At 56.6% G+C, this 14,891-nt stretch carries 12 protein-coding genes; 5 read left to right on the forward strand and 7 right to left on the reverse strand.

Annotated elements, in window-relative coordinates; translation table 11 throughout:
- Positions 1 to 35: 35 nt before the first annotated feature.
- Positions 36 to 1,349 (forward strand): beta-ketoacyl-[acyl-carrier-protein] synthase family protein, encoded by a 1,314-nt coding sequence (locus tag Poly59_RS07865; protein ID WP_146533550.1) that lies wholly within the window; start codon positions 36 to 38, stop codon positions 1,347 to 1,349.
- Between the two features lie 40 nt (positions 1,350 to 1,389).
- On the opposite strand, the gene Poly59_RS07870 is transcribed toward Poly59_RS07865, so the two are convergent.
- The 3 genes from Poly59_RS07870 to Poly59_RS07880 form a co-directional block, all read right to left on the reverse strand.
- Positions 1,390 to 2,568 (reverse strand): hypothetical protein, encoded by a 1,179-nt coding sequence (locus Poly59_RS07870; RefSeq protein ID WP_146533551.1) that lies wholly within the window; start codon positions 2,566 to 2,568, stop codon positions 1,390 to 1,392.
- Between the two features lie 96 nt (positions 2,569 to 2,664).
- Positions 2,665 to 3,468 (reverse strand): MBL fold metallo-hydrolase, encoded by an 804-nt coding sequence (locus Poly59_RS07875; RefSeq protein ID WP_146533552.1) that lies wholly within the window; start codon positions 3,466 to 3,468, stop codon positions 2,665 to 2,667.
- Positions 3,469 to 3,580: 112 nt separating this feature from the next.
- Positions 3,581 to 4,444 carry an SDR family oxidoreductase gene (locus tag Poly59_RS07880; RefSeq protein WP_146533553.1) on the reverse strand — a complete coding sequence of 288 codons (864 nt, stop codon included), beginning with the start codon at positions 4,442 to 4,444 and terminating at the stop codon, positions 3,581 to 3,583.
- Positions 4,445 to 4,601: 157 nt separating this feature from the next.
- Here Poly59_RS07880 and Poly59_RS07885 point away from each other — a divergent pair, with 157 nt between their 5' ends.
- Positions 4,602 to 5,873, forward strand: coding sequence for a S1C family serine protease (locus tag Poly59_RS07885; RefSeq protein WP_246151480.1), 1,272 nt, complete (start codon positions 4,602 to 4,604; stop codon positions 5,871 to 5,873).
- A gap of 40 nt (positions 5,874 to 5,913) precedes the next feature.
- Complete coding sequence (locus Poly59_RS07890; RefSeq protein ID WP_146533554.1) at positions 5,914 to 6,960, forward strand: S1C family serine protease; 1,047 nt, start codon at positions 5,914 to 5,916, stop codon at positions 6,958 to 6,960.
- Positions 6,961 to 6,991: 31 nt separating this feature from the next.
- Here the strand turns inward: Poly59_RS07890 and Poly59_RS07895 are convergent, their stop codons facing one another.
- From Poly59_RS07895 to metG, 3 genes are read right to left on the reverse strand one after another with little or no spacing between them, the layout of a single operon-like run.
- Complete coding sequence (locus tag Poly59_RS07895; RefSeq protein WP_186776088.1) at positions 6,992 to 7,525, reverse strand: GNAT family N-acetyltransferase; 534 nt, start codon at positions 7,523 to 7,525, stop codon at positions 6,992 to 6,994.
- Positions 7,510 to 8,343, reverse strand: coding sequence for an alpha/beta hydrolase (locus tag Poly59_RS07900; protein ID WP_146533556.1), 834 nt, complete (start codon positions 8,341 to 8,343; stop codon positions 7,510 to 7,512). Before Poly59_RS07900 ends, Poly59_RS07895 begins: the two co-directional genes overlap by 16 nt.
- Before the next feature lie 26 nt (positions 8,344 to 8,369).
- Positions 8,370 to 10,421 (reverse strand): methionine--tRNA ligase, encoded by a 2,052-nt coding sequence (metG, locus tag Poly59_RS07905; RefSeq protein WP_146533557.1) that lies wholly within the window; start codon positions 10,419 to 10,421, stop codon positions 8,370 to 8,372.
- A gap of 345 nt (positions 10,422 to 10,766) precedes the next feature.
- On the opposite strand from metG, the gene Poly59_RS07910 reads away from it, so the two are divergent.
- Together Poly59_RS07910 and Poly59_RS07915 are read left to right on the forward strand one after the other, a co-directional pair.
- On the forward strand, positions 10,767 to 12,200 hold the full coding sequence (locus Poly59_RS07910) for a trypsin-like peptidase domain-containing protein (RefSeq protein ID WP_246151481.1): 1,434 nt from the start codon (positions 10,767 to 10,769) through the stop codon (positions 12,198 to 12,200).
- A 133-nt stretch (positions 12,201 to 12,333) separates the two neighbouring features.
- Entirely contained in the window at positions 12,334 to 13,236 is a 903-nt protein-coding gene (locus tag Poly59_RS07915; RefSeq protein WP_146533558.1) for an SMP-30/gluconolactonase/LRE family protein, read from the forward strand.
- Positions 13,237 to 13,240: 4 nt separating this feature from the next.
- Here the strand turns inward: Poly59_RS07915 and Poly59_RS07920 are convergent, their stop codons facing one another.
- Positions 13,241 to 14,827 carry a serine/threonine-protein kinase gene (locus Poly59_RS07920; RefSeq protein ID WP_146533559.1) on the reverse strand — a complete coding sequence of 529 codons (1,587 nt, stop codon included), beginning with the start codon at positions 14,825 to 14,827 and terminating at the stop codon, positions 13,241 to 13,243.
- Positions 14,828 to 14,891: the final 64 nt, after the last annotated feature.

The raw sequence follows: 14,891 nt of genomic DNA on the forward strand, positions 1-14,891 counted from the left end.
GGTCCGTCCGTCTCGCTTTCACGTCGCAATCGTCCATGGCAAACTCTTCGTCTCGCCGCGTCGTCATCACTGGTCTTGGTGTTGTCAGCCCGCTGGGCAACGACCCAGACACCGTCATCGCTGCGCTGCGAGATGGCACCAGCGGAATCCGTCCGTTGACCCAGGTCCCGCAAGGCGTTTTGTGCATCGACCATGGCGCCGAAGCCGTCGGGTTCACCGGTGACATTTCGGACTACGGCCCGATGGAAAAAGCACTTGCCCGCACGATCAAGAAGGGCAGCAAAGTGATGTGCCGCGAGATCGAGATGGGTGTCGCGGTGGCCCAACTTGCGATTGGCGACGCTGGCATCACCGCAGAAAACCGTGACCGCGACCGAACCGGTGTTCTGTATGGATGCGACTACATCATGTCGCTGCCCGAAGAGTTCGCTGCTGGCATCAAAAAGTGCTTGGACGAGAACGGGAATTTCCAATTTGAAAAATGGGGGCAAATCGGCAAACCCGAAGTCAGCCCGCTGTGGTTGCTGAAGTATCTGCCCAACATGCCGGCCAGCCACATCGCGATCTACAACGATCTGCGTGGCCCCAATAATTCGATCACCGTACGGGAAGCCTCGGCCGGTGCGGCGATCGCCGAAGCCTATTCGACAATCCAGCGTGGTCACGCCGACGTGTTGGTGGTCGGTTCGACGGGTTCACGAATCCACCCGCTGCGAACGCTGCACGCATCACTGCAAGAAAAACTCGCCGCCGACCAATCCGACCCAACGACGATGTCTCGTCCATTCGATCAGTCTCGCGACGGCAGCGTTGTGGGTGAGGGTGCGGGGGCGCTGGTTTGTGAATCGATGGAGCACGCTGAAGAACGCGGCGCGACGATCCTTGGCGAAGTGGTCGGTTATGCCAGCAGCGCGGTCGGGCCGTCGAAAGGTTTCGAGGACTCATTTTTGAAGCAAGCTATCGTCAACGTGTTGCGAGGCGCGTTGGGGGACGCCGATCCAAAATCGATTGGACACATCCACGCTCACGGACTGGGTACGATCGAGTGCGATCGGCAAGAAGCCGAAGCAATCGCCGAAGTCTTCGGTAACCCCAGCGAGCAACCGCCGATCACAACGGCTAAGGGACACATGGGCAATCTGGGCGCTGGTGGCGGAATGGTCGAAGTCATCGCCAGCTTGAAGGCGCTCGGCGGCAACCTGTTTCCAATCCGAAATCTGACCAACCTGGATGCGGCCTGCCCAATCAACGCGTGTGTCGACACGACAACGCCGGCAGGAACTAGTTTCATCAACGTCAACGTGACACCGCAAGGCCAAGCATCGGCAACTCGAATCGCGTTGCTATAGAAAAACGCAGTGCTGCCAAAACTCTGTGACAGCTAGGCAGTTATTGGCCGTGGTGTCGGCGGTTGAACAAATCCGGACTGAACGGATCGCTAACCACTGGCATTCGGCTGGGCGCGGTCGGATGCTCAACCGATTCAGCAGACGGGCTGAGTTCGGGTCGAGCGATTTCAGCAGCAGTCTGGATCGGGCGTTCGGCAACGTAAGCGGCTGGATTCGATTGTGCCCCGCTCGACTGTGCCGCTGGGGTAAGCAGCGGCCCTAGATCTGGACCAGAACCGGCATCGGCGACTTCGAACGCAGCCTTGATTTCAACTGATTCGTTCTGGCTCTTCCCGACCACGGTCAGCCAAAGTGTCAGTGCCTCGATCGACTTGGCATGTCGCAGATCGAGCGGTGCGTCAGAGCCACCGTGAGGCGAGACAGCTTTCTGCAAAAGCACGCTGTTGGCCGGCGTCTGATTGTCGATAAACGCAAGCGAAGCAGCCAAGTTTTCTCGCGTCATTCGGGCCGATGCACGAGCTCCCAAACCGGGGACCATCATCGACCAAGGTCGACCCGATGTGTGATCGTGACATGATCCGCATCGATTCATCAGAGTTGGCTGAACATTGGCGGCGAAAAATTGCAACATCGCCAAATCAACGCCGCTCATAGCGGCGGCGACGGCTTGATGATCGACCTGTTCGACTTGTTCGCTGGACTGAGTGTCGTACTGAATCACTGGTGCTGAACGTGGATTGGGCGAGTGGGCTCGGTCGATATGTGCCTGAATCGAGGCGACTTGCAGATTGGTGGGGTCGATCGCTCGAGCGGCATCGAGCTCGATCGCCGCTTCGGCAAACAAGTCGTACCGGACACACCATCGTGCGTCTTGCAGGTGCGTCGACAAGTCGGATCGGTGTCGATGGTCCACGCGGTACCGATACAGATCGCGCAGCGACGGTGCCCAACAAGCAACTTGCTGTCGAGGCAATTGAAGTTCAGCATTCTGGCCGCCACGAACGACCACAAATTGGCCGACCTGGTGAGCCTGGCCAAACAATACGTTGTCGTTGCGAAGCAGAACACATGCGCGATCAACGCCAGACGCAGTTTCTAACGGAACTGCAGCGGCGGACTGAAATTCGGGCTGGATCAACGGAGATTGCGCCAAGACCGTCGCACTCGGTCCGAGCACGATCGCAATCAACGCCGCTTTTTGGATACTTGATTTCGCCATAGTAATGGCGGAAGTACCAACATTGGTGGGTTTGCGTCAATGCGACTCGATTGAAACGATAGCAAACAATGACGCACCGCACACTTGCCGGAATTACTAGCTGCTAACGGGGCCGAGACCTTCTGGCAGAATGCCATCGGCGACTTCGTCTTCCCACTCGTCCATCAACGGCCAGCCCTCGGCAAGCGTGCCAAAGTCAGCCATTTTCAGATAGCCCTTTACACGGTCGATCGTGCGATTCATGAATTCGGGCTCATTCGCAAAGATTGGACCGTGGCTCGGCGCCAACCATTTAACGCCGCTATCGCGAATTCGCTCGAGAGATTTGACAAACGCCTTGATGTCGCTGCCGTGGTGCGCGTCGATGGCTCCAATGCAACCATCGCGATAAATGTTGTCACCGCTCAACAGCACATCGCCCATGCGGAACGCTAGCTGGCTGTCGGTGTGTCCCGGCGTGTGCCAAACTTCGATCTCGAGCGATCCAACCTTGATGATGTCGCCGTCGTTGACTTGGTGTTCGATATCGACCGGCGGCATTTCCAGTTTCAAATTTTGAGCCGTGATCTCGGCCAAGGTGATCAGCGTGTCGCCGGTCCGCAGTGGCTCGACCGCTTTCGGGTGCGCCGTCACGGTTGTCTTCAAGATTGCCTTTGCTTTTGCCAATCCTTGGATGTGATCGACGTCGGCGTGAGTCGCCACCAACGTCTTGCAGCGGGACAGCGGGAAATCGAGTTGGCGGATGATCTCTACGAAACTATCAACGGTTTCTTCGTATCCGATATCGATCAACAACCATTCATCGGCGTCGTAAACCAAGTAGACATTGCATCCCAGCACTTCCCCGGCTTGGAAATTGAGTTCAATGACACCAGGAAAAAGGGGTTTGCGATTCAACATATTGAGCGATCGTCACGAAACATGAAAAGAGATGATAAGGTCAACCGATGGTAGGGCATTGTAGGAAGTTGACCGCTAAAGCGAGAACCCAACACCGGAATGTCGTTATGGGTCACAGCAGATCCGCCAATCCCTCGCAGTAGGTCGGGAATTTCAACCTTGGCACCAAATCCGACTTCATCCGCCGATTCCAGATCCGCTTGTTGCTGTCCGATCGCATCCGCGGCGAAGCGTCGGCCGGCGGGCTGGTGAACGTGGGCGGGGCGGCCCCGACCTGGATCGCAATTTGCCGGTAAAAAGCCGATCGCTTGACCGGCTTGTCGTCGCTGACCAGATACATCCGCCGACTTCTTGGCTGCCAACTGGCCATCACCGCCGCGGCTCCGTCATGAACGTGAATCAAGTTCAAGTGTCCATCGCCTGGCATCGGAATCGGTCGTTCAGCGATCACGTCGGCCGACCGAGGCACCCGGCCAGGGCCGTAGATCCCCGAAAACCGCAAAATCGTCCAAGGCGAATCCGGTCGCATGCGATGCAGAAGCGACTCGGCCTGCAAATGAACACGCCCTCCCGCCCGACTAGGCCAGGCCGGTGACGTTTCGTCGACCCAACGGCCATCGGTTTGATGATAAACCCCGGTGGTGCTGATGTAGCAAACGTCCGTCTCGGCCGGCAAAACTCGCAATAAATTAGCAAAACCACCGACCTGTGAGTCGAACCGAGACATGCCGCTCGACGCGTCGTAGCTGACCGCCACCAAGACTCGGTCGACCTGGGGCAGGTCCACCAATGTCCGCCGATCGGTCCAATCCATTCGCACAGGATGGACGGATGTGCCGCTCATTTCATTGATTTTTTCCTTTTTTCGCGACGTCGCCCAAACTTGGTCGCCCGACTGGACCGCTAGTTGAGCCACCCTCTTGCCCAGAAATCCGTGGCCGACGATCAGAGTCCGTTTCGTAGAGTTCGGTTTCATGGCGGTTCGGTTTCATGGCGGTTCGGGGGATTGAGCAGAATATTAGGTGAGATGATTCTAGGCACCCTTTTTTCCAAGCGGCGGGGACCGAGTACAATTTGCAATCAGGATACAATGAGGCGAACCCGTTAGGCACTTCAGTTTTTCGAGAGCATTCTTGCGCTTACTAAGTCCAACACTATCGACGATTCGACTTGACGCTTCGATGAGCGGCCAGGATGACTTGCACCAGCACGAAGCGGCTTACTCGAAAGCGGCGCGGACCGCCGCGACGTGGTTGTGGATTGTTGGGATTGTGATCAGCACCGCCGGCTTGTCGCCCGCCGCCGCCCAGACGAATCTCGCGCCGCCGTCGCCCGTACCATCGATAGGAATCCCGGACGCGTACCCGCCTGGCTACGGAAACCAACCGTTACCTTCGCCCAACAATGAGTTTGGCCAGCCGAGTGTTTCGCCGCCAGGAATTTCTTCGTCGAACTTTAACTCAGGTGGCACGTTAGTTTCCGTTCCTGGCGAACTGCAATCACTGCTCAGCTCCGGCGGCGTTCCCTCCAGCGTCGCCCAGTTGCGTTTGATGGAAACTCAGCAGACCAAAGTTTCAAAACTTGCAGACTCTTGCACCGTCAGCGTCCAGATTGGACCGGCACAAGGATGCGGTGTCATCATCACCGAAAGTGGCTTCATCCTGACCGCAGCTCACGTTGCGATGCGTCCCAACAAATTGGCGATGGTGACGATGTCCGATGGACGAACCGTCCGTGCCACCACCCTTGGCATGAACCGCAACGTCGATGCTGGACTGATGAAGATCGAACCCAACCAGAACGGTGGCCGCCCTTGGCCGCATGCCTCGCTCGGAACAAGCAAAGACTTGGTCGCGGGAATGTGGTGCATCGCGACCGGACACCCTGGCGGCTACGACCCGGAACGCAGCACAGTGACCCGAGTGGGCCGAATTTTGCGAGTACGCGAGGGCGCGATCGAAACCGATTGCGCGTTGATCGGCGGCGATAGTGGTGGTCCACTGTTCGACCTTAGCGGCCGATTGATTGCGGTGCACAGCCGAATCGGGAACGATGTCGCCGAAAACCTTCACGTTCCAATCGACTTCTATGGCACATCGTGGGATCGAATGCGGCAAAACGATGCCTGGGGTTTTTTGCCCGGGTTCCGTCCCGTCTTGGGTGTCACGGGCAGCCCGAGTTTAACGCGAGCAGTTATCGAAATTGTTCGCACTGGATCGCCTGCCGAAGAAGCCGGCATGCAGGTGGGTGATATTATCGAGCAATTTGGCGACGTCGTCATTAGCGACTTTGCTTCGCTAAAATCAGCGGTCGCTGACACAATGCCAGGAGAGCGAGTCTCCGTTTGGTTGAATCGTTCGAACGATCGAATACGAGTGAGTGTGGAAGTCGGTCGTGCCGACTAAATCTATCGGACTTCGCACAAGTCAGAGGACCGTTCTGTCTATGAAAACATCAGCAATCATGAATCTCGTATCAAAACGCAGTCTTCGCTGGATGGTGTCGACGTTGCTGTTCATGGCGTCGTCGACATTGGTAACATCCACGTCGACGTCACCAGCCAACGCCGATGAACGCCGCGACAACGCCGATATGACTCGGTTGATTCGGCCGATCTCGGATTCCGTCCAGTACTCGGTTGCCCAAGTCCTTAGCGGTGGACGCCCAGTGGCACTGGCCACGATCGTTTCGTCAGATGGCTATTTGTTGACCAAACGTAGCGAATTGAGCGGCGATCCGATCCGAATTCGGCTGTATGACGGCCGTCTGTATCCCGCCCGCGTCGCCGCCGTTCGTCGCCGGAACGATCTGGCCCTGCTTCGCATTGACGCGCCAATCAAGTTGACGCCATTGGAGATGGAAGACTACTTGCCACCGGTGGCTAGCTTCCTGATCAGCCCCGGCCGAACCGGGCGCCCCGTGGGGATCGGCGTGCTTGGCGTCCAACCACGAAAGATCGAACACAAAGGTCGGCTTGGCGTGTTGCTAGTCGACAACGCGGACGGCCGCGCGCTGGTCGACGAAGTCCATCCGAACAGCGGTGCCGATTCAGCGGGTGTCGCACGAGGTGACTTGATCGTTGCAATCAACGGTCATCGCGAAGTCAGCAAGAACAGTGTGATGGAAACGCTTCGCGGCATGTTCCCGGGTGAAGACGTGCGACTGACGATCTTGCGTCCCGGCAAGACCCAAGGACTCGAGACCATGGAAATGGATGCTCGGATTCGTGATTTGAACATGATGCGAGAATCCGAAAACGACTCGCGAGTCAACGGTCCGCGAAACGACCGACTCAGTGGATTCGATCGCGTCATCCAGCACGATACGGTATTAGATCCCGATGAGTGCGGCGGTCCGATCTTGGACACGTCGGGCCGAGTGATCGGCATCAACATCGCCCGCGCCGGTCGCGTTGTCAGCTACGCCCTGCCATCGTCACTCGTCATGACTGAACTGGCCAGCATGCTGCAAGAAACTCGGCGTGCCGAGTAATTTGCCAACACCTATGCGGCATCGCTGACGCTCAAAGAATCTTTTGCAGGATCGCTAAGTCGATCCACTGATTGTCCAGATTGCCGATCTCTTTTTGAACGCCGACCAACTCATAACCGTGGCGGTAATGGAACGCCATGCTGCGTTGGTTCGTCGCGATCACACGAGACATCAAATGATGAACCTGACCGTCACGGCATCGCTGCTCGACATCCACGATCAAAGAATTGGCGACACCCTTTCCGATCGCTTCAGGCGATAGATAAATCGCCCATTCAAGGCTCATACGAAACCCGTAGCGAATGCTGAACTGGCGAGCAGATGCCCATCCGAGCATTTGTTCACCGTCGACACAAACCACCCAGGTCTCGGGCGATTTGATCAGCAGTAATTCACTGACCTGGGTTGCAGTCCAAGGCAATACGTCGAACGTCGCACCACCGGCAAGCACATGATGGTTGTAAATGTCTGCGATCGCCCCCGCATCGGTATGCACCGCTGCCCGAACGATCCGCCCAGCCGACTGGCCGACACTTGACTGGTGATTGCTTACTGATTCGCACACGTTGGGGATTCCTTGCCCGTTTGATTCCATAGCCATCGAATTTCTTTTTCAATCAACGCCTCTTGTTCCGGCGACGCGATACCCGCGTGTTTAAGACCGGAAAGCTTGACGACTCGCCGGTCACCGGCATAGCAATCGATCAGCTCATCTTGAATTGACGGTGGAACCAGTTCATCTTTCTCGGACTGCATGAAAACGGCGGGCAACGACACCTGCGGCGCGGTTTTCATCGCATTCATCTCGTCACTAAGACTTTCCGCAATCGACCGCACCCTTTGTCCAAGCGGATATTGGCGAGCGATCCGCATCACCACAGGAATCAGCGGTGGCGGGTTCCGCAACACCAAACCGGCTGACGCATCGCCGCAATCCATCGTCGCCGCGACATGTAGCGCAACGTTGCACCCGAGCGAATTGCCACACAACCAGATTACACCTGGTACGACGCTACCGGCTTGGACAACATTGCGAAAGAAATGCTGGGCCGCGATCGCGATCGACTGCAAACTGGCTCGTCCTTCGCTGCGACCGTATCCCGGCGGATTCCATGTCCAGACCTCGCCGCGCACACCGTCCAACATTGAAACCGGCGTCATCGACGACCGTTCAGCACGACCGGCCGTGCCCGGAAACTTCAAAACCAACAAATCGGCTGGACCGTCGTCGTCGAAATTTCGCTGCACGAAACATTCCAGCGATCGACCGCAAACATCCATCATCACCCGAGTCTGCACGCCATGCGGGATATGCACTCGTGAAGGGCGCAGCACCATCCGATCGAGCAGATAACGACGAAACGATTGAAGCGGCTTGCCCATAGTCGGCTCCGTAGAACCCTTCGGCCTTAGTGAACGCGTTGTCCGGGCTTGGCACCCTCGTCGATGCCCAAGACGTAAACTTCGGCACCGCCAGGGCCGGATGCCGTGACCATCCCCTCGCTTAGTCCAAAACGCATTTTACGCGGTTTCAAGTTAGCGACCATCACGACCAATCGGCCGACCAGAGCTTCGGGCTCGTAGGCTGCTTTGATTCCCGCGAAGACCTGACGACGCTCGTCGCCACCAAGGCTTAGCGTCAACTTCAACAATTTGTTCGCTTCTGGCACATGCTCGGCAGCAATCACTCGCGCAACTCGCAGATCGACCTTCGTGAAATCATCAATCGAGATTTCGTCGGCAAGCGGTTCGTCCTTCAACGGCTGATCGCTGTCGTTGTACTGTGCTGCAGCATCAGCGATCGCGTCACCAGCGGCATCGGCATCCGCAACTTCTTTACTCTCGTCAATCATCTTCTGTAATTCCTCGGGGTTGAGTCGGTCTAACATGCGTTCAAATTTGGCGACGGGTGTTCCCAGCAGCGGCGTCTTGCTTTGGTCCCAGTGCGTGATCGAATCACCCAGCAAGCGTTCACACTGGCCGGCCAATTCAGGCAACACGGGCGCCAAGTAAATCGCCAATTGCCGGAACAAGTTCAGCGCGATCGTGCAGACGTCGCGAAGTTCGCCTTCACGAGCTGGGTCTTTCTTCATTTCCCATGGCTTGGCGTGTTCAACGAACGGGTTAGCGGCGTCGGCCAGTTCCATGATCTTTCGAGTTGCCCGGCTGAAGTCACCGGCTTCGTAAGCCGCCGCGATTTCATCGCCCGCTTCGGCGGCATTCTTGAACAGCCCGCCATCGTCAGGATAAGTAGCGGCCAATCCCGTTTGACCTGCAAACTTGCCCACTCGGCTAGCCAAGTTGACCACCTTGCCGACCAAGTCGCTGTTCACTTTGTCAGCAAATTCTTCGATGCCCAAATCCAAATCTTCGACGCGAGTCGAAAGCTTGGTTGCATAGAAGTATCGCAGGTACGACGGATGGGCGTACTTCAAATAGCTTTCCGCCGACACAAGCGTGCCATCACGCTTGGACATTTTCTTGCCATCGACATTCAAGAATCCGTGGATGTGCACCTTCGTTGGAAGACTAAATCCGGCCGTCTTCAACATCCCTGGCCAAAACAGAGTGTGAAAATACGTGATGTCCTTGCCGATGAAGTGGTGGATTTCGCAATCGTCGCTCTTCCACCAATCGTCAAGTTTTTCGTTGTTGATTTCGCACCACTGCGCCGTGCTGGCGATGTACCCGATCGGTGCGTCGAACCAGACGTACCAAAAGTTACCTGGAGCATCAGGGATTTCAAAACCAAAATACGGTGCGGGACGGCTGATGTCCCAGTCGCGAAGCGCGTCGGCCAAAAAGTGGCCTTTCAAATAGTTGGCAATCTCACTTTGCAGTGCATCGCCGGATTCCACCCAATCGGCCAAAAAACCGTGCAACTTTTCAAGCTCGACAAACAGGTGATTTGCCGCCTTCATCACCGGCGTCGCACCACTGAGCGTACTCTTGGGATCGATCAAATCCGTCGGTGCATAGGTATGACCGTTGTTGCAGTTGTCGCCCGCTTGGTCGGTCAGGCCACACTGAGGACAGGTACCACGGACGAAACGATCGGCCAGGAACGTTTCGGCTTCGGGGTCGAACAGTTGCTCGATCGTACGTTCGACGATCAGATTCGCATCACGCAGTGACTGCCAAATCTGGTGACACAGATCGCGGTTCGCTTCGCTGTTGGTGCTGCCGTAGTGATCGAACTCGATGCCAAATCCGGCAAAGTCACGCTGGTGCGACTCGCTCATCGCGGCGATCAATTCTTCTTCGCTGCGGCCTTCTTTCCGAGCACGGATCATGATCGCGGTGCCGTGCGTATCATCGGCACAAATGTACAGACATCGGTTCCCACGCAGTTTCTGAAATCGCACCCAAATGTCGGTTTGGATGTATTCGACCAAGTGACCGATGTGGATCGGACCGTTGGCGTAGGGAAGAGCGCTGGTGACGAGAATTTTTCGTGTCATGGAAGTCGCATGTCAATTTCGGAATGAGCCCCGAACGAATTGGGGGATCGGGATTGTAGTCGTCTTGCCCAAACTCGACGACGTGTGTTGTTTTTTGGCAAAACCTGTTTCTTTCGCGAATAACGCCAGCTTTTCTTGCGAAAAACGTCCGTGAAACACGAAAAAACTAAAGTTCCGCCGACCTCGCGACTCATTGCACTTGCCGCGCGGGTACCGCTTGCGGCACTATCGCCGTCGGCACCCGCAAAAGGTGGGTGACTTTTCGGCATTGGGCGATCGGCAGGATGCAGGCCGCCCAAAACGTTTGAATCGAAATCTCCGACACTGGTCCACGGAGGGACGCACGTGACGAGGCTGATGTTCGCATGGGCAGCAACTGTAGGGTTGCTCGCCGTCACACTGATGAGTTCGGTTGCCACAGCCGCCGACGCCATCTTGATTGAGTTTTCATCGTCGCATTGCGTGCCTTGCCAAGCAATGAAGCCGGTGTTGGCCCAACTTGAACGAAGCGGAGTCCCCATCCGTCACGTCGATGTGGCCAGCGAGCCCGCTGTCGCATCGCGTTACGGCATCCGCAAAACGCCGACCTTCATCGTCGTGTCAGGCGGCAAAGAAGTCACTCGGCTGGTCGGTATCCAAACGTTCGATCAACTGCAACGAGCGATCGCGACCGATCCGTCTGGTCCACTGTTCGCCACCGGCGCTGTCAAACGTTCGTTCGATGACATCCCCGCACCGCAGACTCGGCTAGCTCCAGTTGGATCCCAACTTGGATCCTTCCAATCGCGACCAGCACCGACCGATCCGCTATTTGGACAACCCACCCCCCCTAGCAATCCCAACACGCTCGTTGCCGCGGCCGCCCCAAGCAACAACATACGTAGTGAAGCGATGCCGAACATGTCCGCGGCCGACGCCGTGCAACGCGCCGAGGCGGCAACGGTCCGGTTGCGAGTCCACGATGGCAAAGGCTACGGCGCTGGCACCGGCACGATCATCGATACTCATGGCGAAGACGCCTTGGTGCTGACTTGTGGTCACCTGTTCCGCGACAACGAAGGCAAAGGAAAAATCGAAGTCGACATTTTTGTCGGCGGCGAAGTTCGAACGGTCTTGGGCGAGGTCATCGACTTTGACGCCGACACTCGCGACATCGCATTGGTCGCGATTCGCCCTGGATTTCCAGTTCACCCGGTCAGTGTGGTAAGCCTGGACGAATTGCCGCGCAACGGCCAAACCGTGTTCAGCTTTGGCTGCGATCGCGGCGACGACCCATCGCGGCGTGATACAAGAATCACCGGCATCAACAAATACAATCAACATCTCGGTGCCTCGAATATCGAAATCGACGGAGCACCGATCGATGGTCGCAGCGGTGGCGGACTATTCGACGAACAAGGTCGACTGGTCGGCGTCTGCAACGCAGCAGATTACAAGAATGACGTTGGAATCTATGCCGGATCGGGTGCCGTCCAGTGGCAACTCGACCGCGTGAACCTATCGCACCTGTATCAGCCCAACCCGGCCGCATCGGTTGCGTCAGCACCCCAAACACAAAACCAGTCACCACAAAATCCGCCGGCCGACCGAATCGCGAGTCTGCCAAACGGAGTCCAGCAAGATTTTGGACAAGTCATGCAGGCATCGGCGATCAGCAGCGACCAAGAAGTCATCGTCATCGTTCGCGACCGCAACAATCCGGGCGCCAAATCCCAAGTGATGACCCTGCGAGAACCAACCGCAGACCTAATGCAAATGATCCAGCGTCACGCCCGTTAAACGGCTTGAGCAGTTCACGGTAAAAAAGAACAGTTCGCACTCATCTGACAAAAACTTGCGGACTTTGGCATGGTAAAGTAATCGCCGTTGGCGGACTAATCCTACTTTTGCCCTGCGTACCCCGAGTCATTTCATGCGTTTCGTTTTGCTTGCGGCACTGAGTCTTGTTAGCGTGTTTCTTCATGCCCAAGAAGTTGCCAATATTGTTGCCAGTGATGCAAAAGTAGAATTGGTGGGTAACGGATACTCGTTCACCGAAGGGCCGAACGCAGATGCCGATGGCAACGTCTACTTCACCGACCAGCCGAACGATCAGATTGTCTTCTATGACTTTGCGACGGGGAAAACATCGACCTGGATGCAACCGGCCGGCCGCAGCAACGGTCTGTACTTTGTCGCTCCACATACGTTGATCGCCTGTGCCGACGGCAACAACGAACTTTGGACGATTGACGTCAACACAAAACAGCCCAAGGTCTTAATTGACCAAGTCGATGGCCGACGCTTTGGTGGTCCCAACGATTGCTGGGTCGATTCGGATGGCTCGATCTATTTCACCGACCCATTGTACAAGCGACCTTACTGGACGCACACGATTCCCGATGACAACCCGCGCGGCGTGTACCGTTTATCAACCGACGGCACACTGACGCGGATCGCCGACGATTTGGTTCAGCCCAACGGCATCATTGGCGACGTGAAAAACCGAACGCTCTATGTGGCGGACATCGGCGACAAAAAAACTTACCGATACGACATCGCCGAAGACGGATCTTTGACGAATCGAAAATTATTTTGCCAATCCGGCAGCGACGGTATGACCATCGACGTCGAGCGCCGCATCTATCTGACCGGATCGGATGGAGTGACCGTTTATGCCCCTTCGGGTGAAAAGGTCGCAACGATTCCCGTGCCTCGAGGATGGACTGCGAACGTGACGTTTGCCGGCCCCGAAAACAAGCACTTGTTCATCACGGCGCAAGACAGCGTGTTCACGATCAAAACGACGACGCAAGGTTTGGCAAAGGGAATGTAGTTTCCTAGGCCGACTTTGGTGGCCGATAATGATTCGCTAGCACCGCCAAACTGATCAGCCAAGTCGTACCGAACATGATCGGGGCATAAGTCGGCGCCAGCGCGGTCAACATGGCCGTGCACTCGAAGGCGACACCCAAGATCGCCGCTCCGCCCCAAATGTGCCCACTCATCGCGATAAAACCGAACCCGCTTAGAGCTGACGCGATCGAGAACAAACGGGTTTGGTCGATGTCACCGAGGACAAGCAACACGTTCATCACCGCCAGCGTGGCCAGGTAGCCCAACCAAATCGAATAGACGGGACGCTCAGCGACGGTTCGCGGTGCCAGCCCACCGCCACGGGCGCGTGAAATGATCGCCAAGATCAAAACGAACATCACTAAACGAGGCGACCAGAACGCGAACCACCGCGGATAATCAAGCTCGCCAAGGATGAACATTGCGGCGTGAAACACAAAGATCGTGGCGCCCAACATCAACAGCGTCCGGCTCCAGTTGACGAAGTGACTTTGATGTTGGTCCCGGCGAATCTCGCGTGCCACCCGATCGATCAAACCGCTGCCCTCGGCACTGGTCGTTTCGCCGATCAAGAACTTGTCCAAATCGTCGGCCAGTGCGTCAGCATTGACATAACGCTGGTCGGGTTCGAAACGAATCGCTTTCAAACAGATCCGTTCCAAGACCGGTGACACATCGCGTCGATAGTGCCGCGGTGCCTCCGGTTCATCTTGCAGCACACTGCGAAGTACTTCGGCAGCGGACGTTCCTTCGTGTGGCGGTCGCCCCGTCATGAGCGCGTAGAGAATCGCGCCAAGCGAATAAATGTCCGACGACGCTTCGCTGTCGCCTCGCCCACACGCTTGTTCAGGACTCATGTAATGGGGTGTTCCCAAAACTTGGCCCGTCCTAGTGACTAACGTTCCTTCGCGGTGCCATTTGGCCAGCCCAAAGTCCGTGATCAACGGCCGGCCGCCTTCGCTCAATAGGATATTTTCCGGCTTCAAATCACGGTGGACGATTCCGGCGCGGTGAGCGTAAGCGACCGCACGAGCGATGTCGCGAACCGTCCGTGCGGCGATCTCGTCATCGAAATTTTTGGTGTCGACGCGATGCTGTAAGGTTGGCCCTTCGACCAGCGTCATCGAAAAGTACTCGTAGCCCTCCCAGGATCCGATTTCATGGATCGCGATGATTCCGGGATGATGCAGCCGTGCCGCGGCTTCGGCTTCGATGTGGAACCGCGTTCGTTCTTCGCGACTGGCCAAGACACCGCTGCTAATCAGCTTCAGCGCGACTGGTCGGTCCAGCCCTTGTTGGCGAGCTCGATAGACGACCCCCATGCCGCCGCGAGCAATCTCGGCCTCGATTTGATAGGGGCCAACCCGGGTGCCAGCCAACGAAACCGGTGCCGCTGGCTGTGACTCGCCGAACCATTCTCGATTGCGAAAAAAGCTCTTCAGGTCGGACGAATACTGCGGATAGGCACGCAAATAGTCGGCCGGATCGGGTTCCTGGCCCTGCTCAATTCGCTCTAGATAGTCGGCCATGACGGACTCAAAGTCCGGCAATCCCTGCGGCAAAGTGCTCATATTCCGATTATGTCAGATTCCAGCCCCAAATGCGCGAGTGATACCGACGCTGGTGGGCTCTGGC

Origin of the sequence: Rubripirellula reticaptiva, from assembly GCF_007860175.1 — a bacterium.
Lineage (GTDB): Bacteria > Planctomycetota > Planctomycetia > Pirellulales > Pirellulaceae > Rubripirellula > Rubripirellula reticaptiva.

What these genes read in the sequence shown, in the direction of transcription:
- Poly59_RS07865 (WP_146533550.1), top strand. Translation starts at nt 36, where the DNA reads ATGGCAAACTCTTCGTCTCGCCGCGTCGTCATCACTGGTCTTGGTGTT.
- Poly59_RS07870 (WP_146533551.1), bottom strand. Translation starts at nt 2,568, where the DNA reads ATGGCGAAATCAAGTATCCAAAAAGCGGCGTTGATTGCGATCGTGCTC.
- Poly59_RS07875 (WP_146533552.1), bottom strand. Translation starts at nt 3,468, where the DNA reads ATGTTGAATCGCAAACCCCTTTTTCCTGGTGTCATTGAACTCAATTTC.
- Poly59_RS07880 (WP_146533553.1), bottom strand. Translation starts at nt 4,444, where the DNA reads ATGAAACCGAACTCTACGAAACGGACTCTGATCGTCGGCCACGGATTT.
- Poly59_RS07890 (WP_146533554.1), top strand. Translation starts at nt 5,914, where the DNA reads ATGAAAACATCAGCAATCATGAATCTCGTATCAAAACGCAGTCTTCGC.
- Poly59_RS07900 (WP_146533556.1), bottom strand. Translation starts at nt 8,343, where the DNA reads ATGGGCAAGCCGCTTCAATCGTTTCGTCGTTATCTGCTCGATCGGATG.
- metG (WP_146533557.1), bottom strand. Translation starts at nt 10,421, where the DNA reads ATGACACGAAAAATTCTCGTCACCAGCGCTCTTCCCTACGCCAACGGT.
- Poly59_RS07915 (WP_146533558.1), top strand. Translation starts at nt 12,334, where the DNA reads ATGCGTTTCGTTTTGCTTGCGGCACTGAGTCTTGTTAGCGTGTTTCTT.
- Poly59_RS07920 (WP_146533559.1), bottom strand. Translation starts at nt 14,827, where the DNA reads ATGAGCACTTTGCCGCAGGGATTGCCGGACTTTGAGTCCGTCATGGCC.